This is a genomic window from Paraburkholderia largidicola (assembly GCF_013426895.1).
Lineage (GTDB): Bacteria > Pseudomonadota > Gammaproteobacteria > Burkholderiales > Burkholderiaceae > Paraburkholderia > Paraburkholderia largidicola.
The window spans coordinates 3,519,649-3,540,927 of sequence record NZ_AP023174.1 but is presented as its reverse complement, the minus strand read 5'-3'; the positions used below and the strand labels follow the sequence as shown (position 1 = coordinate 3,540,927).

Below are 21,279 nucleotides of genomic sequence, written 5' to 3'. Positions count from 1 at the left end.
TCCTATTCCTCGTACGTCCCTTCGATGGCGCGGTTGGAAATCAAATCAGTCAGCGCAATGCGCTATTACTGGACGACGAATTCGGTGAACAGCACGTCGGAGACGTGCACGGGTTGACCGTTGGCCTCGGTCGGCTCTTCGATCAGCTTCTCGAGTTCCGTGGCGAGTGCTTTCTTGCCGTCGAGCGTCGCGAGTTCTTCGGGATGCTTGTTCGACAGCGCGAGCAGCACGCGGCTGCGGACTTCGGGCATGTGTTCGGTCAGATGTTCCTGCACTTTCTGATCGGCAAGCTTCAGCGTCAGACCGATGCGCAGGTAGTGCTGCTGGCCGTCGTCGGACTGCAGGTTCACCGTCATCGATTCGAGCGGAAAGAAAATCGGTACAGGCGCGGGCGTCGGCGCTGCTGCCGTCGCGGCGGCGGGCGCGCGCTTCGACATGAAGAACCAGGTGGCGGCGCCGGCTACGCCTGCCGCGACCAGTACGATCAGCAGGATCACCAAGATGCGCTTGACGAGGCCCGGAGAGGAGGGCTTCGCGTTGGCTTGCTGGTTTGCGGTCGTGGTTGCCATGGAATTGATTGCCTCAATGCTGTAGGTTGAATTTTCAGGTGTCCGACGCTGCTGCGATGGGTCGAAAAGAAGGGATATTCAGGGTTAGCTCGTGTGTTTGCCTGTCGGGGGGTGGTTTTGTTTTTGCTGCGCAGGCTTTCTGCGGTTTGCCGTTGCGCTGGCATCCGCGGTTTGCCGTCGCGCTGGCATCCGCGTGATGTTTTCGGTTTTCATGCGTTGCCCCTGTGCGGGGCGGCACCTACTTTTCTTTGCTGCTGCAAAGAAAAGTAGGCAAAAGAAAGCAGCTCACACCGAGCCGCTTGACCATTGCTCCAGAGCTTCCAGCATCCTTTTTGCGGCAAACTCTGTGCAGGCCATCGTGCCGCCCACGTGGGCACTCCGGACCAGGTCCGAAGTGCACGCGCATAAGGCGAGGAAGCCTACATACAGTTTGCCTCAGCTTGGGCTGTCTGAATTCCTTGGCGATCGTCAAGCGGCTCGGTGTGAGCCGCTTTCTTTGGTTACTTTCTTTGCGGCGGCAAAGAAAGTGACTGCCGCCCCGCACAGGGGCAACGCATGAAGAACGACAACATCACGCGGATGCCAGCGCAGCAACAAACCGCATAACGTCACGCGAACGTGTCCACCAACCCAACCGTGCGTCGCACCGGCATGCTCACCGTCGTCGCACTGCCGCCCGCGACGTCGATGCCCGCATCGCCACGGCCGCTGCTGCGGCCGCCGCGAGCGCCGCCGCTCTGCTCCTGGCCCTGCTGGCTGCTCTGGCGGGCAAAGCCGTCGCTCACGCTGGCGCTGCCCAAGCCAATGCCGCCTTGCTCCATCGCTTCGCGCAGTTTCGGCAGCGCGGCTTCGACCGCTTCCCGCACCTGCTGATGCTGCGAAACAAAAAGGGCATGTGCATGGTTATCGGCAACCTGCAGGACGACCTGTAGCGGGCCGAGGTCGCGTGGATTGAGCGTGAGTTCCGCCGTCTGCTGATGCGCGTTGGTGAGGAACACGACCTTCTGGCTGAACGCGTCTTCCCAATCGTGCGCGCCGACTTGCGGCGCGATGGCGTTCGCCATCGCGGCGGTCGCGGGGTTGGAACCCTGCGTTGCCGTCGTCGTCGCGCTTGCGGCGGCTGCCGCCGATGCGGCCTGAGTCGCCGCGAGCGCGGCGTTCGTGTCGGCATTCGCGGCAGGCACGGCGCTCGCCTGCGAGACGCTCGCGCTGGCGGCGGCGAGCGTTTCGGCTGGGCTCGGCTGCGCGGCTGCGGCGGCGGCCGGTGTGGTAGCGGCCGTCGCGTTCGTCCCAGCCGCGTCGCCCTTCATGTTGCGCAAGTCGCCAAGCGTCAGGCCCTTGCCGGCACCTGCGCCCGTGCCGCCGAGCGTCGCTTCGCCCGTCGCCGACGCGCCGGAGCTTGCGGATGTGCTCACGCCCGTCGCAGGCGTTGCGCCCTGGCCGTTCGCCATCGCGGCGAAGGCAGCCTGCAACGCATCTTGAGTCGCTTTCGGGTCGAGCGAGGCGATCTTTTTCGACGGTGTCTGAACCACGGGCGTGGTCGTATTGCCGGCGACCGGGGTCGAAGCGGGCGTCGGTTGCGCGTCGGTCGTTGCCGCATTCGCTGCATCGGCTGCGCTGCTCGCCTGGGCCTGAGCTTGTGCAGCGGCGGCTGCGGCCGCTGCGGCTGCCGCCGTCTCCGCGGCTGCGGCGCCTTTGGTCGGCGCGCCGTCGTCCGGCTTCGATGCCGTGTCGGTCTTGTCCTTGCCGTTCGCGCCATTGGTGCCGTCTGCACCGTTGGCGCCGTTCGACGCGCCGCTTTGCTGCGTGTTGTCGCTCTGGCTCGCGGACTTCGTGCTGTCGGTGCCGTTCGAACCGTCGGCGGCACTGGTGTCCTTCGAGCTGTTGTCGGCGGGCGGCACGTCGTGCACGCTGGAACCATTCGATGCGGACGGTGCCGGCGTCGGCGCGGGCGCCGGTGCGGGAGCAGGCGAGGGCGCGAGCGCCTGGTTCTGCGCGGCGATGCTTTGCTGCAGCGTCGTCGAGAACGGCAGCGTGCTGGCGTTCACGCCGTTCGACGCGCTGCTGCCCGATGAGCCGCTCGTCGAGCCGAGCAGCGAGTTGATCAGTGAAAGAGGCGACATGCTGGATCTCGTGTGGTCGTGTCAGTCCCGTTGCGCGCCGCATCGTTTCGCGGCGTGAGGCGTCTTCATGCGCCTTCCGCGCGCATCCGGAGAATTCGTGCGCCGAACTCGTCGGCGTCCCGTTGCTCGCGGCGCGCCGCGACTTTTGCTTCGGCGGCGATGCCGCGTGCTTCCAGTACTTCGTAAGAACCAAGCTTCTGCTTGCTGTGCTGCCATTCGGGCTTGGCCGCTTCGACACGCGCCGTCGCCGTCGCCAGCAAGCCGCGCTGCTGTTCGATGGCGGCGTCGAGCGTGTCGATGAACGCCTGAAAGTTGCGCATGTTGCCGGCGGGCATGCCCGCCTTGGCGGTTTCCGTGAAACGGCGGTGATACTCGTCGCGGTATTCGATCAGCGCGGTCAACTGCGCTTCGACGTCGTTGCGCTCGCGCTGCACGCGGCCGAGCTTGCGCGCGGCAGCATCGACGTCGTCCTGCGCGAGGCCAATCAGCGTCTTGATCGGAAAGTGCTTGCTCATTCAGTCTCTCCTGGCTTGCTAGCCGAACAGCGAATCGAGGTGCGCGATGCTGGCGTCGAAGCCCGCACTTTCGCGGAAACCTTGCTGCAGGAACGCTTCCATGCGCGGATACAGCGCGATGGCCTTGTCGAGTACCGCGTCGCGTCCCGACGAATACGCGCCGACGTTGATCAGATCGCGGTTGCGCTGGTAGCGCGACAGCATCTGCTTGAACTGCCGCGTGCGATCGAGATGCGCGTCGCTGATGAGCGAGGTCATCGCGCGGCTGATCGACGCTTCGATGTCGATGGCAGGATAGTGGCCCGCTTCGGCAAGCGCGCGCGACAGCACGATATGGCCGTCGAGAATCGCGCGCGCCGAATCGGCGATCGGGTCCTGCTGGTCGTCGCCTTCCGTCAGCACCGTATAGAACGCGGTAATCGAACCGCCGCCTTCCGGGCCGTTGCCCGTGCGCTCGACGAGCGCGGGCAGCTTCGCGAACACGGAAGGCGGATAACCCTTGGTCGCAGGCGGTTCACCGATCGCCAGCGCGATCTCGCGCTGCGCCATTGCGTAACGCGTGAGCGAGTCCATCAGCAACAGAACGTGCTTGCCCTGGTCGCGGAAATATTCGGCGAGCGAGGTCGTGTAGGCGGCGGCCTGCATCCGCAACAGCGGCGACACGTCGGCGGGCGCGGCCACGACGACGGAGCGCGCGAGACCTTCCTCGCCGAGAATCTGCTCGATGAATTCCTTCACTTCGCGGCCACGTTCGCCGATCAGGCCGATCACGATCACTTCGGCGCTGGTGTAGCGCGCCATCGTGCCGAGCAGCACCGATTTACCGACGCCCGAACCGGCGAACAGCCCCATGCGCTGGCCGCGTCCGACGGTGAGCAGCGCGTTGATTGCGCGCACGCCGACGTCGAGCACCTTGTGAATCGGCTCGCGATGCAACGGGTTGATGGTCGGCGCGGTGAGCGGCGCGTCGTTGCGCGCGTTGAGCGGGCCGAAACCGTCGAGCGGCTTGCCTGATGCATCGACCACGCGGCCGAGCAGTTCCCAGCCGACGGGCAGTCGCTTCGCGCCCGCCATCGGATCGGCGATCGGCGCGACTTCCAGCGGATAGACACGCGCACCGGGCAGCAGACCGGCGACTTCCGTGGTCGGCATCAGAAAGAGCTTGTCGCCGTGAAAGCCGACCACTTCGGCTTCCGCCATGGTGCGTGAGCTGCCGGGCGGCAGTTCGATCATCACTTCCGAACCGACGGCCAGACGCAGGCCAACGGCTTCGAGCACCAGACCGGCGGCGCGCGTCAGGCGGCCGCAGGCGCGCAGCGGGCGCGCGATCTGGTTGCGCTCGCGCAAACCGTTCAAACGATTGCGCCACGCCTGCAAATGCGGATTGGATGCGAGCGCGGGATCGGGCGCGCGCTTTTGCGCAGCCGCCGATTCGCGGCTCGCGGGCGCGGCAGCGGGATGTGCGCCGCTGGCGTTGTCGTTTGTGTCGTCGCGGGTTTCATCGCGGGATTGACCTGCCGAATGCGCGTCAGAAATCGCGGATTCCAGCGCCGCGAGCGACTCTTCCATCTGCGCGACGGTGAGCGCTTCCGCGCCGAACGACGCCAGCGCCAGCTCGCGCTCGAGCGGCGTGAGGTCGCTGTGCTGAATGTCTTCGATGGTCGGCTTTACCATGTGCTTGCCTTGCCGAGCGCAGCCGTCACGCGCTCCCAGCGCGTGCCGATGCCGGCGTCCACTTCGCCTGTCGTGGAGACGGCACGGCAGCCGCCGCGTTCGACCGCGGGGTCGGTGCGCACGCTCCAGCCGCGCGTCTGCAGTTCTTCCAGCAGATACGCTTCGACGACGGGCAGATCGGCGGGACTCACGATCAGCGCCGGCGCGCCGACCAGCGCCGGTTCCGTCGCCATCACCTCACGCGCGGCGGCGATCAGTGCCGTCGGATCGTGCTGGACATGCTGGCGAACCACTTGTTGCGCGATGTCGAGCGCGAGCGCGACGATCGTTTCGGACAATTCGTGCTGCGCATTGTCGAGCGCTGCCTTGAAGGTCTCGGCGAGCGCGGCGAGCTGTTCGGCTTCCGCGCGCGCTTCCGTCTGACCCTGTTCGAAGCCCTGAGCGCGGCCCTGTTCGTAGCCGGCCTGATAGCCGAGCGCCTGGCCAGCCACATGGCCGGACGCGACGCCCTGCGCATGCGCGGTGTCGCGCAGGCGTTGCAGTTCGGCTTCGAACGCGCCGTCGTCGACTTCGGGTTCCGGCTCGGGAACCGGGTCGAACGAGGCCATCTCCCAGCGCTGGTAGGCCGAGAGGCTCTCCTTGCGCGGGGAGTCGTGCTCAGACATATGCATCTTCCGCCTTGCCGCCGATCACGATTGCACCGGACTCGGCGAGATTGCGCACGACCTGGAGGATCTTGCGCTGTTGCGTTTCCACTTCCGACACGCGGACCGGGCCGCGCGCATCGAGGTCTTCCGCGAGCAGTTCGGCCGCTCGCTGCGACATGTTCGACAGGAACTTCTGGCGCAGCGCGGGCTGCGCGCCCTTCAGCGAGATGATCAGCGTTTCCGACTCGACTTCCTTCAGCAGCAGCTGGATCGCGCGGTCTTCCAGGTCGAGCAGGTTGTCGAACACGAACATCTGGTCGATGATCTTCTGCGCGAGTTCCGCGTCGTACTGGCGGACGTTGTCGATGACGGACTCTTCGTGATTGCCCGGCAGGAAGTTGAGAATTTCCGCCGCCGTGCGAATGCCGCCCATCGGGCTGCGCTTCAGGTTGTCGCTGCCCGAGAGCAGGCCCGTCAGCACGTCGTCGAGTTCGCGCAGCGCGGCGGGCTGAATGCCGTCGAGTGTCGCGATGCGCAGCAGTACGTCGTTGCGCAGACGCTCCGTGAAGCATGCGACGATCTCCGACGCCTGATCGCGGTCCAGGTGCACGAGAATCGTCGCGATGATCTGCGGGTGCTCGTTCTTGATGAGTTCCGCGACGGCCGCCGAATCCATCCACTTCAGGCCTTCGATGCCGCTCGTATCGCTGCCTTGCAGGATACGGTCGATGATCGCGCCTGCCTTGTCGTCGCCGAGCGCCTTGGTCAGCACCGAGCGGATGTAGTCGTTCGAATCGAGCGAGAGGGCAGTGTGCTTGTCCGCCTCGGAGACGAACTCGTGCAGCACCTCGTCGATCTGCTCGCGGGTGATGTTCTTCAGCGACGCCATCGCGACGCCGATCTTCTGGACCTCACGCGGCCCCAGAAACTTGAATACCTGAGCTGCCTCTTCCTCGCCGATCGACATCAGCAGGAGCGCGCTCTTCAATACGCCTTCAGTGCTCATCGGACACCCAGCTCTTCACGACGGTTGCAACGATCTTCGGATCCTGACGCGCGATCTGACGCGCATATTCGAGGTTCCGCTCATATTTGGCCTTGTCGCTTTCCAGCGAGACCAGCGATCCTTCGACTTCTTCTTCGGCGGCGATGGCGGCTGCGCTCGGCAGGCCGTCGAGCACCGGCTCGTCCGGCGACGGCAGCGCGGCGACAGCCGGCTCCGGCGGCGGGAACGCGCGGCGCAGCGCCGGCTTGACCATCACGAAGTAGAGGAACAGGGCGACCGCGCCGATGCCCACGTACGTCGCGATCTGCTTGTACATCGCGATCATGTCCTTGGTGCGCCACCACGGCAGGTCGGCATCCGGATCGACGATCTGCGTGAACGCGCTGTTCACCACGTTGATCGAGTCGCCGCGTGCCTGGTCGTAGCCCATCGCGTCCTTCACCAGCTGTGTGACCTGCGCGAGCTTGTCGGCGGGGACGGGCTGCATGGTCGCGTGGCCCTTCGCGTCGACCACGCGCATGTAGTTCACCACCACCGCCACCGACAGGCGCTTGATGCCGCCGATCGCCTTTTCCGTGTGGCTCACGGTCTTGTTCAGCTCGTAGTTGGTGGTCGCATCCTTGCGGTCGCTGACGGGCGTCGTCGTCACGCCGCTTGCGCCATTTGCGCTCGCGACGATCGGTGCGGAGGCCGGCTGCGGCGGCTGGTTAGACAGTGCGCCCGGCACGCCCGACGCACCGCTCTGCGACATTTCGGTGGCCGTGCTGGTCTGCTGGCTGCGGATCGCGGCTTGCTGCGGGTTGCCGTTCGGGCCGTAGTCTTCCGACGTCTGCTCGCCTTTCGAGAAATCGATGTCTGCGTTCACCGACGAATGCGCATTGCCCGAGCCGAACAGCGGCCCAAGGATCGCGTCGATGCGCTGCTGCGTGTTGCGTTCGATCTGCTGCACATACTTCAGTTGCGTGGCGTCGAGGCCGCTGCCACTGACGCCTGCCTGCGTGAGCAGGTTGCCGTCCTGGTCGATGATCGTCACGTTGCGCACGGGCAGGTCGGGCACGGCGGAGGCGACCATATGCGTAATCGCCACGACCTGGCCTTCGTCGAGCATGCGGCCCGGATACAGATTGACCATCACGGATGCCGACGGCGCTTCGCGGTCGCGCACGAACACGGTCGGCTTCGGAATCGCCAGATGGACGCGCGCCGTCTTGACCGTCGAGATGGATTCGATCGTGCGCTGCAACTCGCCTTCGAGCGCGCGCTGATAGTTGATCTGCTCGGCGAACTGGCTGATGCCGAACTTCTGGTTGTCCATCAGTTCGAAGCCGACCGAGCCGCTCTTCGGCAAGCCCTGCGACGCGAGGCGCAGACGCATTTCGTGCACCTGGTCGGCGGGAATCAGAATCGCGCCGCCCGCATCGGAAAACTTGTACGGCACGTTCGCCTGCTGGAGCGCGGCAACGATTGCGCCGCCGTCCTGATCGGAGACATTGCTGTACAGCACCTTGTAGTCAGGAGCGCGCGACCAGAGGATCAGCCCCGCGACCACGGCGACCAGCAGCGCGACGGCGAAGATCAGCGGCGCGCGCGGGTTGCCGCGCATCTGCGACAGCGACGTGGGAAGGCCCGGGAAGCGCGTGGCGAAACCACCGCCCGTGCCGCCGAGGTCGAGGCCTGCAGCGCCGCCGGCTGCTCCCGCTGCGCCCGGCTGCGCGCCGGCGAGGCCCATGCGGGCGTCGGGGTTGATCAAAGAGTTGGCTGACGAATCCATGCGTCGGGTTTCTCCGGAATGCTTTTGCGTTCTGCGGCTTACGGCGCCTTACCTTGCCTGCCGACAGAGACTTTCACGCTAGGGATTATCCGCATGGGTAAGCAACCCGATGCGCCGAATAGCGGGGGGTTTCCCCTTACTTTCACGGCTTTCGCAAAAGGGCCACTGCTATGCTTCCTGTCCAATCGGTGTATGGCGCGAACGCTCGCCTGCATCTCACTCAGGAGAGAACATGACGGCACTCATCAATCCGCTCCAGTCGGCCTTGCAGCAGATGCAGGAGATGGCGGCTCAGGCCACGGGCGGCAGCGCCCCGGTTGGGAATGACAATGGCGCGGCCACGGCAGGCGGCTTCGCGTCGGCCCTGAAAGCCTCGATCGACAAGATCAGCGGCGACCAGAAGAGCGCGATCGGCGAAGCCCATGCGTTCGAAATCGGCGCGCCGAACGTGTCGCTGAACGACGTGATGGTCGACATGCAGAAGGCCAACGTCGGCTTCCAGTTCGGTCTGCAGGTGCGCAACAAGCTCGTGTCGGCCTACAACGACATCATGCAGATGGCCGTCTGAGACGCCTGCGGCGCATGCCGCGTGCGATCGCGAGCCGCCGCCAGCCTCCGGGCGGCGGAACGCGGTCGATGCAGGCGGCATCGCGTCTGTCGCAAGCGTGCGCAGCGTCCCGTCGCCCGCCTCGCCGGGCGGCCTCGCGCGCGGGTTCCGTGCACCGTGCCGGTGCGGCGGCCCGCCATGCGCAGCCAACCTGCGCCCGCGCGCGGCGCCCGGGCGCCGCGCCGCGTATCTTTCCTGACGCTTCCTTCCAGCGGGCTAAAGCTTTATTCGTATGAACCGATAACCTTGATACAAGGGCTGGCCGGAACGCGTGCGGCAGAATCTCGCGGCGTTTTGGCGGGCTGTCCGCTGTCAGTCTGATCTGATCGTCATCTGCAATACAGGAGGAGCGCCGATGTTTTCCCCGGGACACTCTGGAGCCAATGCCTACGCTCGGGTTGGCGTGGAGACAGGGGTGATGGGCGCCAGTCCCCATCGCCTGATCGTGATGCTCTACCAGGGGGCACGCAAGGCCGTTGCGCAGGCGCGCATGCATCTGCAGCAGGGCGACATTGCGGCGCGCGGCGAGGCGATCGGCAAGGCGATTCAGATCATCGGCGACGGATTGCAGCAGGCGCTCAACGTAGAAGCAGGCGGTGAAATCGCGGAGCGTCTCCACGCGCTCTATAGCTATATGACACGGCGACTGCTCGAGGCGAACCTCAAACAGAGCGATGCGATGCTCGTCGAAGTCGACGGCTTGCTGGCGACGCTCGAGGAAGCCTGGATTGGAATCGCGCCGGAGATTGCGCGGATGGCGATGCAGTCATCCGCCGAAAGCATGAGATGAGTTCGAACGCAGAATATTTCGCCCGCTACGAGGCGATCGCAGCGATTTCAGTCCAGATGGTGATGGCGGCGCGAGAGGCGCTCTGGAACGAGCTCGTCCTGTTGCAGGACGAGTACCGGCATCTCGTCGACGCGCTGAAGCACGCGGAAGACGGCGTACGCCTGTCCGACGACGAGCGCTCGCGCAAATTCGACCTGATCCGCCAGATCCTCGCCAACGACGCGACGGTCCGCGATCTCGCGAACCCGCGCATGGCCAAGCTGCAGGCGCTGTTCGCGCCGAGCCGCCCGGCCATCGTGCTGAAAGAACTTTACCAGGCGCGCTGAGCGCTTTCATAACGTCCAATACGAGCCGCTAGCGGCCACGCAGCGTCAATGCGCGAGAGGAAGCGGGCATGAACGGAATCGACACGGCGGTGGCCTCGTTGCTGGCTAGCCGCATCGACAGCCTGCTTCCCCTCGGCTCGCGATCCAGCGCGACGACCGCGCAGACCGACGCGTCCCTGAACGTCAGGCAGCCGCCCGGTGCGCCCATCGCAATGATGCCTGCGCCGTTGCCGGCATCCGCGCAGACGGTGCTGTCGGCCGTCGCGCTGACGCTCGACGCGATTACCCGATCCGGCGGCGAAGCGACACCCGCGCTGGTCGGGCAGATTCCCGTCTGGCCCGCTGCACCCGCCATCGACATCGCGCCGCTGCCGCTCTTCGACACGGGCGCGAGCGCATCGCAGGCGGCTGCTTCGGGTAACGCCCCAACAGGTGCCGCGCCTTCGCAGACCGCAGGCGGCGCGAATGCCGCACACGGCACGGACGCGGCGGCGAACATCGTCGCCGCGCCGTTGCCCGTCGCCGAGCTGGCGGCCGCCCTCAGGCGCACCGTCGACGAAAGCGGATTGTTCTACGAATCGCATCTCGCGCAGTGGCTGTCGGGGCAACGACCCGTCGAATCGCTTGCGGGCGAAGCGCAGAACCGGCTTGCCGACGCGGCGTCGCAAATGCCGCTCGACTTGAGCCACGACGCCGACGAATCGAACTCCTGGACGCAAGGCCGTCCCTCAGGCAACACGGGCGCCGCGGCTTTCGCGGCTGCGGTGGCCGCTGCGCGCGGCACGCCGGAAGGCCCGCAGACGCAGTCGGCGCGCTTCACGACGTTCGATCTCGCGACCCACGACATCATCGACACGCCCGACCAGGCGGGGCAACCGGCGCAGAACCCGGCGGCGGCCCATGCCGCGGGCATGGACGACGCCAACGCGCACCAGCAGCAATCGATGGCGGCGGCGTTGCATCCCGCGACGATACCGCTCGTGCGCCAGCAACTCGATCTGCTCGCGACCGGGCAATTCCGCTGGACGGGTGAAGCGTGGCCGGGCGCGCGCCTCGACTGGACGATCGAGCAGGACGGTGACGAATGGCGGCGCAGCGGCAACGGTGCCGCCTCTGCCGACGACGAATACCCGTGGCGCACGCGCCTCACGCTGTCGCTGCCGTCGCTCGGTACCGTCGACGCCGAACTCACATTGACGGGCTCGCGGCTGGTCGCGCGCGTGCAGGCGAGCCCCGGCGGCGCGGTGCGGCTCGCGGCGCAGGGCGAAACCTTCCGCGAGCGGCTCGCGCAAGCGGGCATCGAACTGAGCGGCCTGTCGATCCGCGAAATCGGCGGAAGCATGCCGGCGGGCGGCGCGGCGGCGGCTGCCGCTGCGGCATCGGCGTATGCGCGCTCGACGGCGGACAAGCCCGCGCAGAACGATGCCGACGACCGCGATTTCGATTGGGACATGCAATGAGCCGTACGAGTCGCAAGAGCGCGGCGGCGCTGGTCTACGATTCGCACGGTCACGACGACGCGCCGCGCATCGTCGCGAAAGGCTACGGGATCGTCGCCGAGATGATCGTGCAGCGCGCGAAGGAAGCGGGCCTGTACGTGCATCAATCGCCCGAAATGGTGTCGCTGCTGATGCAGGTCGATGTCGACTCGCGCATTCCGCCGCGGCTTTATCAGGCCGTCGCGGAACTGCTCGCCTGGCTGCATCGGCTGGAGAGCGGTGCCGGCGATGATTCGCCCGTCATCGACATCGTTGCCACCGATCTTCCGCCCGACACGTCCAGCGAGCTTTGACGCCCGGCGTCAGAACCGCATCATCAGACTGAGCAGCGCCCGCACGCGCCTGCCATACGGCGGTGCGATCAGGCCGCGCGCGTTGAAGCGCGCCTGCGTCAAGACCGGCTTCATCTTCGAGAACGTGACGAAGCCTTCGTACCCGTGATACGCACCCATCCCGCTCGCGCCGACGCCGCCGAACGGCAGGCTTTCGCACGCAAGATGCATCAGCGTTTCGTTGACGGACATGCCGCCCGCGATCGTTTCGTGCGTGACGCGCGCGATCGTCGCCTTGTCGTCGTCGTACAGATAGAGCGATAGCGGACGCGGGCGCGCGTTGACATAGGCGATGGCGTCGTCGAGCGAATCGTAGGGAATCACGGGCAGCAACGGCCCGAAAATCTCTTCCTGCATCAGCATGGACGTGTCGGGCGCGTGCGTCACGGCGACGAGCGGAAAGCGGCGCGCGTTGGCATCGGGCGCGGCATCGGTGAGCGCGTGCAGCTGCGCGCCCTGTTCGCAGGCTTCGTCGGCGAGACGCTGCAGGCGCTCGAAATGGCGCGGCGAAATGATCGACGTGTAATCGGGGTTGCGGGCGAAATCGGGATACAGGCGCGTCATGCGCGAGCGTGCCCGCTCGATGAACGCCTGTTCCTTGCCGCGCGGCACCAGCACGTAATCCGGCGCGATGCAGGTTTGTCCCGCGTTGAGCGTCTTGCCCGCGACGATGCTGTCGACGGCGTAGTCGAAGCGCGCCTGCGGCCCGACGATGGCGGGCGACTTGCCACCGAGTTCGAGCGTCACGGGCGTCAGATGCGTCGCGGCGGCGCGCATCACTTCATGGCCGACTTTCGTCGAGCCGGTGAACAGCAGATGGTCGAATGGCTGTGCGCTGAATGCCGCCGCAAGCGCGGCGTCGCCGTTCACGACGGCGACGTGATCGCGGGCGAAGGTCTGCGCGATCAGTTGCTCGAAGAGCAGCGAGGTACGCGGCGTCAATTCCGACATCTTGATGATCGCGCGATTGCCGGCCGTGAGCGCGCTGATGAGCGGTCCGGCCGCCAGCAGCACCGGATAATTCCAAGGCACGATGATCCCGACCACGCCGAGCGGCTGCGGCACGACCTTGGCGCGGGCAGGCAAGAGCCACTTGTTGGTCGCGCGGCGCTGCGCTTTCATCCAGCGCTTGCCGTGACGCAGCGCGCCGTCGATTTCCTCTTTGATGAGCAGAAATTCGGCCAGCAGGATTTCTTCCTTCGCGCGATTGCCGAAGTCGGCGTGCATCGCATCGGCGAGCGCGTCGCGATGGTCGAGCAGCACTTCGCGTAGCGCCTTCAGATGCGCGGCACGCTGATCCCATGACGGATACGGCGCTTTCAGATATGCCGCCCGCTGCTCGCGCAACAGCTCTTCCAGGGCCGCGATATCCGGCCGATCGTTCTTCATTTCGTTGTCTCTCCCATTTTCTTGTATGCCGCGTGAAGTCAGCCGGTGAACGCGCGATCGACGATCGCCTTATGGTCGAACGAGGCGGGCAGCGTGCCGTACACGCGGCCGCTTTCGCCGCAGCCATCGCCCAGCCGCGTCGCGATGAACGCATCGGCGACGAAGGCAGGCGCATGCTGCACGAGCAGTACGGCCTGCGCGATCAGCACGATCTGTTGCGCGATGCGGCGCGCGGACGCCTCGCGTTCTTCGGGCGCCGACGACAGCGCGCTCATCAAACGTTCGAGCGCTGCGTTCAGCGCGGGATGCGCTCGCGCCGCTTCGCGCCACGCGGCAAGCAAGGCCTGTGCGGCGTCGGGCTCGCGCTCCATCGCGCGCAACACGTCGAGACACATCACGTTGCCCGAGCCTTCCCAGATCGAGTTCACGGGCGCTTCGCGGTAGAAGCGCGCCATCGGCCCCTCTTCGACGTAGCCGTTGCCGCCCCAGACTTCCATCGCTTCGCCCGTGAATTCGAGCGTGCGTTTGCAAACCCAGTACTTTGCGGCGGGCGTGACGAGACGCCGCCACGCGCGTTCTTCGGGCGCGTTCGTGGTGTCTTCGAAGGCGCGCGCGAGGCGCATGAACAGGACCGTGGCCGCTTCCGTTTCGAGCGACAGATCCGCGAGCACGTTGCGCATCAGCGGCTGATCGGCAAGATGCCTGCCGAATGCGCTGCGATGCCGCGCGTGGTGGATCGCTTGCACGAGCGCCGCGCGCATCAGCGCCGCGCTGCCGATCACGCAGTCGAGCCGCGTGTAGTTCGCCATTTCGATGATGGTTGGCACGCCGCGTCCTTCGTCGCCGATCATCACGCCGTGGGCGTCGAAGAATTCGACTTCGCTGCTCGCGTTCGAACGGTTGCCGAGCTTGTCCTTCAGACGCTGCACGCGCACGGCGTTCTTGCTTCCATCGGGCGCGAAGCGCGGCACGAAAAAGCATGACAGCGCTTCCTGATCTTCGGTGCGCGCGAGCACGAGATGTGCGTCGCACTGCGGCGCGGAAAAAAACCACTTATGGCCGACCAGCCGATACGCCGCGCCGCGTCCGCCGCCGTCCGCCGCGAACGCCTGCGTGCGGTTGCTGCGCACGTCCGAGCCGCCTTGCTTCTCGGTCATGCCCATGCCGACCATCATCGATATTTTCTGATCGAGCGGGACGTCGCGCGGATCGTGCTCACGCGAATAGAGCTTGTCGCGCAGCGTGGCGAACAACGCAGGCTCACGTTGCAGCACGGGGATGCTGGCGAAGGTCATCGTCAGCGGACAGAGCGAGCCGGATTCGAGTTGCGCATGCAGAAAATAACCCGCGCAGCGTGCGACCATCGCGCCGGGCTGCGGATCGGAAAACGGCAGCGCGTGAAGTCCTTCGCTGCGCAGCAAGCCGAGCAGCGTTTGCCACGCGGGATGAAACTCGAGCGCGTCGATGCGCTCGCCGCGCGGGCTGAAGCTCGCGAGTTCGGGCGTGTGGCGATTGGCCAGATCGGCGAGCGCGAGCACTTCAGGTGCTGTCAGCGCGGCGCCGTCGCGTGTGAGCGCCTCGCGATGCCACGCCGCGCCTTCGCGCTCGACAGCAGCGGCCAGCGCGGCATCGCTCGCAAACAGGTTGTAGTTCGCGAGGGGCGGGACCTGATTGGTCACTTCATGCGTGTTGCCGGGGCCGAACCGTTCCATCTGATGTCTCCAGTCGATGCACGCGCGCCGTCCATTGTGCGGGCGCTGTTTTATTGGAGTGCGCGAGCCATACGCGTATAAGACGATGCGCGAAAGACCGTGTTTGAATGAGTTCCGCGCGCGGTGCCGGGCGCGGACAGCATCTTTCATCATAGGGGCGCGTCGCGGGTTCCGTTTAGAGTGATCGCTCTGACGCCACCAGCGCGCGAACGGCCGGCGCTCCCTACAATGCGCAAACAAACGCACGTAGACAAGTGTGCACGAGACAGATGCCGCCAGCAAATCAGCGCGGTCGACAGGAGGAGCGGATGCAATACGACTACGTCATCGTCGGCGCAGGCTCGGGCGGCTGTTCGCTCGCCGGGCGTCTCGCCGAGCAATGTCCCGATGCGACCATCGCGCTCATCGAAGCCGGCCCGCACACCGAACGCAATCTGTTCGTCAACATGCCGCTCGGTGTCGCGGCCGTCGTGCCGTTCCGGCGCAAGACCAACTACGGCTATCTGACGACGCCGCAACCCGGCCTCGGTGGAAGGCGCGGTTATCAGCCGCGCGGACGCGGCTTCGGCGGATCGAGCGCGATCAACGCGATGGTGTACACGCGCGGCCATCCGCTCGACTACGACGACTGGGCGCGTCTGGGCTGCGACGGCTGGGCATTCGACGACGTGCTGCCGTATTTCCGCCGCGCGGAAGGCAACGAGCGCGGCGCCGATGCGCTGCACGGCGCGGACGGCCCGCTCAGCGTGTCGAACCTGCGCTTTCAGAATCCGTTTTCGCATCGTTTCGTGAAAGCCGCCGTCGAAGCGGGCTTCCCGCGCAACGACGACTTCAACGGCACGCAGCAGGAAGGCATCGGCTTCTATCAGGTGACGCAGCGCGACGGACAGCGCTGGAGCGTCGCACGCGCGTATATCTATGGCCACGCGCGTGCGAACCTGCACACGATCGCCGACGCGGCTGTGCTGCGCGTGGTATTCGACGGCAAGCGCGCGAAGGGCGTGGAAGTGGTGCGCAACAGCGTCACGGAGACGATCGAGGCGCGCGCGGAAGTCGTGCTGTCGGCGGGGACGTTCAACTCGCCGCAACTGCTGATGTGCTCGGGCGTCGGTCCCGCCGATCATCTGCGCGCGCTCGGCATTCCCGTGCTGCACGACGCGGCCGAGGTCGGGCGCAACCTCACGGATCACGTCGACTTCACGATCAACAAGCGCGTGTCGTCGGCGCAGACCATCGGCTTCTCGCTGCGCGGCTTCGCGAAGATGGTGCCGGGTTTTGTCTCGTATCTGCGCAGCGGGCGCGGCATGCTGACGAGCAACGTCGCGGAAGCGGGCGGCTTTCTGAAAAGCCGGCCGACACTCGACCGGCCCGATCTGCAACTGCACTTCTGTACGGCGCTTGTCGACGATCACAACCGTCGCATGCATTGGGGGCACGGCTATTCGCTGCATGTGTGCGTGCTGCGTCCGCATAGCCGCGGCTCGGTGACGCTGGCAAGCAGCGATGCGCGCGAAGCACCCGTCATCGATCCGGCGTTTCTCAGCGATCCGCGCGATCTCAACCTGCTGGTCGAGGGCGTGCATCTGTCGCGGCGCATTCTCGATGCGCCATCGCTCGCGCTGTGCGGCGGCCGCGAGCTTTATACGCGGCATGGTCAGACGGACGCCGAATTGCGCGCGACGATCGCCGCGCATGCCGACACGATCTATCACCCCGTTTCGACGTGCCGGATGGGCGGCGACGATCGATCCGTCGTCGATACGCAGCTGCGCGTGCGCGGCGTGACGGGTCTGCGCGTGGTCGATGCTTCCGTGATGCCGACGCTGATCGGTGGCAACACGAATGCGCCGACGGTGATGATCGGCGAGCGTGCCGCCGATTTCATCGCCGCTGCGCGCCGTGCTGGCCCGAGTGCGGCGATCGCGAACGAGCCGGCGCGCGCCACGTGAAGCGACGTGGCTCCTGCGGCGCACGCCGTGAATTGTGATAAAGCGCAAAAAGCGCAGTAAGAGAATTCCGATAACGTTTGAAAATCATTGATCGCTTCAATTCTGAGATTTCCCCGCTCCTATAATCGCCGCCCAACGAAGGGCGCATGGGCGCGCGTTCGAAATTCAGGGAAACGAATCGATGAGTGTCAATGTGATTCAACTCGTCCGGTCTGTGTTGCCGGACACCGTGGTTCAACAGCTGTCGAACTGCCTCGGATTGCCGCCGGAAGCGACGGCGAAAGTCATGGACGTCACCACGCCCGCGCTCGTTGCCGGCCTGCTGAACAAGTGCACGACGCTCGATGGCGCGCGTGCGCTGTTCGCGACGATCCTCGGTCAGGAAGTCAACGCGGATGTCGCCGAACAGCTGCCACGCCTCTTCTCGAGCACGACGGGCGTCACGCAGTTGTCGTCGACGGGACGCCAGTTGCTCGAGCATTCGTTCGAGCGACGCATCGACGGACTGAGCGACACCGTGTCGATGCAAACGGGCGTGCCCGCGCATGCGACGCACGCCGTGTCGGGCATTGCGGGCAGCATTCTGATGGGCGTGCTCAAGCGTCATATCCTTGAGCATCGGGGCAATATTGGTCAGTTGCCGACCTTGCTCGGCCAGCAGTTGCCGATCATCGCGCCGTTTCTGAACGACGGCCTCACGACCGTGCTGGGTCTGGGCGGCGCAGCTGCCTTCGCGCAGACGATCGGCTCGCAGGTGCGCGCCGTGTCGTCGCATTTCGAGCATCCCGCCGCCGCGCCGGCGTCGACGACCGCGCGCGTTCCCGTCGAACCCACGTTGTCCCCCACTGCGACGTCTGTTGTGCTGCCCGCGCGCGAAGTGCGTCATGTCGGCCCGAAGGCGAAGCACTGGTTCGGCATGGCGACGTTGTCCGCGCTGATCGGCGCGATCGCTGCGATGCTGACGTGGGTGGCGCTGGCCTTGTGCCCGGCGGCGACCAGCTTCCTCGGCCGCGACGCGGTCGCGGCTACCGTTGCAGCGCCGGCTGCTCAAGCGCAAGTGGATGTGCAGCCCGCCTCGCAAGCACCGCAGGACAGCGCGGCCAGGGCAGCCGGCAAAGTCGAAACCGAAGCGGCGCCCGCCGTCGCGAAGGACTCGCAACTGATCGTTTCCGTCGACGGGAAGGGCAAGCCGACGGTGACCGCGGTCGTGCAGAACGTTGCGGAGAAATCGGCGCTGCTCAACGCGCTGACGAAGAAATTCGGCGCCGGCAACTTCAACGCCGACATCACCGTCGACGAAAGCCGTAAGGCTGCCGATTGGCTCGCGCAGATCGACGCGCTGATGCCGCTGCTGTCGATGCCGGGTGCGGAGATGAAGATCGACGGCACGCATGTCGAACTGAGCGGCGCGGCCGCCGATGCAAAATCGGGCTGGCTCGACCGTCTGAAATCGTTGTTCGGCGCGCCGTATCAGGTGAGCGCATTCGATGCTGCGCAAGCCGTTGCGAACGCCGCGCAGTCGTTCAGGAACGCGGCGAAATCGCTGGGCGCATCGTGCGCGGCTGCGGATGTCGTGAAGACGCTGAACCTGCAGGTCGTCAATTTCGCGTCACGCGACGCGCACGTGCCGCAGTCCGCGCTCGACGATCTGAACCAGTCCGCACAACTGCTCAAGTCGTGCACGACGAACGTCCACGCGCTGAAGCTGGAAGTGGCGGGTTTCTCGGATAACGTCGGCAGCGAATCGGCGAATCTGGAACTGTCGAAGGAACGCGCCGACGCCGTGCGCGCCTACCTCGTGAAGGCCGGTGTGCCCGCCGATGCGCTCGTCGCGCAGGGCTACGGCAACGTCCATCCTGTAGCGAGCAACGCGACGGAGAGCGGACGCTTTGCGAATCGCCGGATCGAATTCAGCGAGGCGCAAGCTCAGACTCAGGCCCAAACGCAGGTTCAGACCAAATAAAGCGTTGCTACGCAGCGTAAAGACGTGAGACACGATGCCGCCCGGCGCAAACCGGGCGGCATTTTTATTTCAGCGGCGGTTTCGCGCGATCCGGCGTAGTCGTGGGCGCGTCGAAGGTCAGCGGGTGCGTGAAGTTGTCGGTGGTCAGTCCCGGCAGCGTTTCACGCGCGACCTCGAGCCATGCGCGCGCCGCATGCGACAGATAGCCCTTGCGCCGCCAGCCAATCGCCATTTCCCACGGTATCTCCGGCGCGACGACAGGCCGGCAGGTGAACTGCGCCGCATCGAGCCGCCGGCAATACGGCGCGGGCAGAAGCGCAATGCCGACGCCCGCCAGCACCAGCGCCGCCATGAAATCCCAATGCCCGCTACGCCCGACGATGGTCGGCGCGAAACCGGCCGTGCGGCACGCCGTCAGCACGACGTCGTTGAGCGCGAGGCTTTCGCCGTAGAAGACGAATGGCTCGCTGGCGAGATCGGCGAGCGGCACTTCGTGCAACTCGTCCCAGCGCGAGCCTTGACGAGCAACGAGCCACAGCACCTGGCGGCTCATCGGCAGCACGTCGATCATGTCGTCGACGGGTTGCAGCACGCCGCCCAGTTCCAGTTCGCCGGAAATCAGCGCGGCTTCGATGGCCTTCGACCCCTGTTCGAAGAGTTTCAGTTCGATCTTCGGATGGCGCTGACGGAACGCGGCGATGGCGGGCGTGAACAGCGACCCGCCCATCGGCGGAATGCCGATCGTCAGTTCGCCGCGCCCGAGTTTGTCGAGGTCGTTCAGTTCGGCCTGCAACTGCGCGTAGGCGGCAAGCACGTCCTGGCCACGCTGATAGACGATGCGCCCGGCATCCGTCAGTACCATCTGCCGGCCGTCGCGCAGCAGCAGCGGCGAGCCGGTTTCGTCCTCCAGCGCCTTCACCATCTTGCTGATGGTCGGCTGCGTGACGAACATCTGCTCGGCGGCGACGGTGAAGCTCTGTTGTCGAACGACCTCGACGAAATAGCGGAGCGCGCGCAGTTCCATGTTCGTAGCCCTCGGAATTCCAATTTGGAATGAAGCAGATAATTCTAAGTCATTATATTTATGTTGCACTGCACCCTATACTGAATCTCATCTAAAAGTCACCTAGGGTTTGCCATGATCTCGCCGCTGATCGCCCGTCTTGCCGCTTCTGTCCGCCTCGATGCGACGTCGCCCGTCGCGAAGATCGGCCGGATCGCCGTGCAGAGCGCTGGGATCGCCGCCGTCTGGTTCGCCGCCGACTACATCGTGCGCCGTTTTGGCTTGCCGGTGCCGGGCGGCGTCGTGGGCCTCGTCGCGTTGCTCGCGCTGCTGTTCTGCGGCGGCGTCGCGCCGCGCTGGGTGAAGGCGGGCGCCGACTGGTTGCTGTCGGACATGCTGCTGTTCTTCATTCCCGCCGCCGTCGCGGCCGTCCAGTACGGCGGCCTGTTTCGCGAAGACGGCTGGCGCCTTGCGCTCGTCGTGGTCGCGGGCACGCTGATGGTGATGGTGGCCGTCGCATTCGCCGTCGAACAGGCCGCGCGGCTCGAACGCCGTCTCGCGCTGCGTCGCGTGATGATTCAGCGCGCGCCCGTCGAACGTCCTCCTGTCAGCCGCAACTTCCTCTAATCCACGACCGGGACCATTCCGCCGATGAGCGCCTTCTACACGTCCCTTTTCGCCGACGACGCCTCCCGGCTCATCGCGGCAGGCTGCTTCGTGCTGACGGTGGCGCTCTATTTCGCATCGAAGGCGCTGTATGCGCGCTTCAAATCGCCGTGGTTGACGCCGCTTCTCGCCGTGCCCGCTGTGCTTGCCGCGATCGTCGTGATCGCGCGGATTCCGTACGCCGTCTACTTTCAGGACACGCGCTGGCTGATGTGGCTACTCGGCCCGGCCACGGTCGCATTCGCGGTGCCTATCTATGAATACCGCGATCTGCTGCGGCGGCACTGGATTTCGCTCACGGTTGGCGTCACGGTCGGCATCGTGGTTGCCGTGGGTGGTTCGCTCGCGCTGTCGAAGCTGCTGCATCTGTCGCCAGAACTGCAGCGCAGCCTGATGACGCGCTCGGTGTCGACGCCTTTCGCGCTCGCCGTTTCCGACAAGATTCACGCGCCGAAGGACCTGACTGCGCTGTTCGTGATCGCGACGGGCGTCTGCGGGATGCTGTTCGGTGAACTCGTGCTCGCGCTCGTGCCGCTGCGCACGCGGCTCGCGCGCGGCGCGCTGTTCGGCGCGGCGGCTCATGGCGTCGGCACCGCGAAGGCGCGCGAACTGGGCAGCGAAGAAGGCGTCGTCGCGAGCCTGACGATGATGATCGCCGGCGTCGTGATGGTGCTGCTCGCGCCGCTGTTCGGGATGCTTCCGCTTTGACGTAGCCGGGATCGGCAGCAAATTTGGGAT

General features: G+C 65.8%; 19 protein-coding genes. 9 read left to right on the top strand and 10 right to left on the bottom strand.

Going from position 1 to position 21,279, the window contains the following annotated elements; translation table 11 throughout:
• Positions 1-65: 65 nt before the first annotated feature.
• From fliL to fliF, 7 genes are all read right to left on the bottom strand, one after another.
• Complete coding sequence (gene fliL / locus PPGU16_RS15785) at positions 66-569, bottom strand: flagellar basal body-associated protein FliL (RefSeq protein ID WP_180720932.1); 504 nt, start codon at positions 567-569, stop codon at positions 66-68.
• 608 nt (positions 570-1,177) lie between these two features.
• Entirely contained in the window at positions 1,178-2,692 is a 1,515-nt protein-coding gene (locus tag PPGU16_RS15780) for a flagellar hook-length control protein FliK (protein WP_180720931.1), read from the bottom strand.
• Between the two features lie 65 nt (positions 2,693-2,757).
• Entirely contained in the window at positions 2,758-3,207 is a 450-nt protein-coding gene (gene fliJ, locus PPGU16_RS15775) for a flagellar export protein FliJ (protein WP_007734698.1), read from the bottom strand.
• An 18-nt stretch (positions 3,208-3,225) separates the two neighbouring features.
• Positions 3,226-4,881, bottom strand: a complete 1,656-nt coding sequence (gene fliI / locus PPGU16_RS15770; protein ID WP_180720929.1) for a flagellar protein export ATPase FliI — start codon at positions 4,879-4,881, stop codon at positions 3,226-3,228.
• Complete coding sequence (gene fliH / locus PPGU16_RS15765) at positions 4,875-5,552, bottom strand: flagellar assembly protein FliH (RefSeq protein WP_180720928.1); 678 nt, start codon at positions 5,550-5,552, stop codon at positions 4,875-4,877. Before fliH ends, fliI begins: the two co-directional genes overlap by 7 nt.
• Positions 5,539-6,534, bottom strand: a complete 996-nt coding sequence (gene fliG / locus PPGU16_RS15760; RefSeq protein WP_180720926.1) for a flagellar motor switch protein FliG — start codon at positions 6,532-6,534, stop codon at positions 5,539-5,541. The genes fliH and fliG overlap by 14 nt, the downstream gene beginning before the upstream one ends.
• Complete coding sequence (gene fliF, locus PPGU16_RS15755) at positions 6,524-8,305, bottom strand: flagellar basal-body MS-ring/collar protein FliF (RefSeq protein ID WP_180720925.1); 1,782 nt, start codon at positions 8,303-8,305, stop codon at positions 6,524-6,526. The genes fliG and fliF overlap by 11 nt, the downstream gene beginning before the upstream one ends.
• A gap of 232 nt (positions 8,306-8,537) precedes the next feature.
• On the opposite strand from fliF, the gene fliE reads away from it, so the two are divergent.
• The 5 genes from fliE (at position 8,538) to PPGU16_RS15730 (ending at position 11,820) form a co-directional block, all read left to right on the top strand.
• Positions 8,538-8,873 carry a flagellar hook-basal body complex protein FliE gene (fliE, locus tag PPGU16_RS15750; RefSeq protein ID WP_180720924.1) on the top strand — a complete coding sequence of 112 codons (336 nt, stop codon included), beginning with the start codon at positions 8,538-8,540 and terminating at the stop codon, positions 8,871-8,873.
• 394 nt (positions 8,874-9,267) lie between these two features.
• Positions 9,268-9,702 carry a flagellar export chaperone FliS gene (gene fliS / locus PPGU16_RS15745; protein ID WP_007577111.1) on the top strand — a complete coding sequence of 145 codons (435 nt, stop codon included), beginning with the start codon at positions 9,268-9,270 and terminating at the stop codon, positions 9,700-9,702.
• Positions 9,699-10,028, top strand: coding sequence for a flagellar protein FliT (locus tag PPGU16_RS15740; protein WP_180720922.1), 330 nt, complete (start codon positions 9,699-9,701; stop codon positions 10,026-10,028). The genes fliS and PPGU16_RS15740 overlap by 4 nt, the downstream gene beginning before the upstream one ends.
• Before the next feature lie 68 nt (positions 10,029-10,096).
• A complete protein-coding gene (gene fliK / locus PPGU16_RS15735) occupies positions 10,097-11,488 on the top strand; it encodes a flagellar hook-length control protein FliK (protein WP_180720921.1) in 1,392 nt (463 codons plus the stop codon).
• A complete protein-coding gene (locus PPGU16_RS15730) occupies positions 11,485-11,820 on the top strand; it encodes an EscU/YscU/HrcU family type III secretion system export apparatus switch protein (RefSeq protein ID WP_180720919.1) in 336 nt (111 codons plus the stop codon). The genes fliK and PPGU16_RS15730 overlap by 4 nt, the downstream gene beginning before the upstream one ends.
• A gap of 9 nt (positions 11,821-11,829) precedes the next feature.
• On the opposite strand, the gene PPGU16_RS15725 is transcribed toward PPGU16_RS15730, so the two are convergent.
• Positions 11,830-13,248 (bottom strand): coniferyl aldehyde dehydrogenase, encoded by a 1,419-nt coding sequence (locus tag PPGU16_RS15725; RefSeq protein WP_180720917.1) that lies wholly within the window; start codon positions 13,246-13,248, stop codon positions 11,830-11,832.
• Positions 13,249-13,286: 38 nt separating this feature from the next.
• Positions 13,287-14,960: an isovaleryl-CoA dehydrogenase gene (locus PPGU16_RS15720; protein WP_180720915.1), complete on the bottom strand. Its 1,674-nt coding sequence runs from the start codon at positions 14,958-14,960 to the stop codon at positions 13,287-13,289.
• A 308-nt stretch (positions 14,961-15,268) separates the two neighbouring features.
• Here PPGU16_RS15720 and PPGU16_RS15715 point away from each other — a divergent pair, with 308 nt between their 5' ends.
• Together PPGU16_RS15715 and PPGU16_RS15710 are read left to right on the top strand one after the other, a co-directional pair.
• A complete protein-coding gene (locus PPGU16_RS15715; protein ID WP_180720914.1) occupies positions 15,269-16,909 on the top strand; it encodes a GMC family oxidoreductase in 1,641 nt (546 codons plus the stop codon).
• A 181-nt stretch (positions 16,910-17,090) separates the two neighbouring features.
• Positions 17,091-18,872 (top strand): OmpA family protein, encoded by a 1,782-nt coding sequence (locus tag PPGU16_RS15710; protein ID WP_180720912.1) that lies wholly within the window; start codon positions 17,091-17,093, stop codon positions 18,870-18,872.
• 64 nt (positions 18,873-18,936) lie between these two features.
• Here PPGU16_RS15710 and PPGU16_RS15705 read toward each other — a convergent pair whose 3' ends face one another.
• The gene (locus PPGU16_RS15705) at positions 18,937-19,896 is read right to left on the bottom strand and encodes a LysR family transcriptional regulator (RefSeq protein WP_180720910.1); all 960 of its coding nucleotides are present in this window, start codon (positions 19,894-19,896) and stop codon (positions 18,937-18,939) included.
• Between the two features lie 117 nt (positions 19,897-20,013).
• Here PPGU16_RS15705 and PPGU16_RS15700 point away from each other — a divergent pair, with 117 nt between their 5' ends.
• Both PPGU16_RS15700 and PPGU16_RS15695 read left to right on the top strand, forming a co-directional pair.
• A complete protein-coding gene (locus PPGU16_RS15700; RefSeq protein WP_405034141.1) occupies positions 20,014-20,502 on the top strand; it encodes a CidA/LrgA family protein in 489 nt (162 codons plus the stop codon).
• Between the two features lie 24 nt (positions 20,503-20,526).
• Entirely contained in the window at positions 20,527-21,249 is a 723-nt protein-coding gene (locus PPGU16_RS15695) for an LrgB family protein (RefSeq protein ID WP_180720906.1), read from the top strand.
• Positions 21,250-21,279 lie beyond the last annotated feature (30 nt).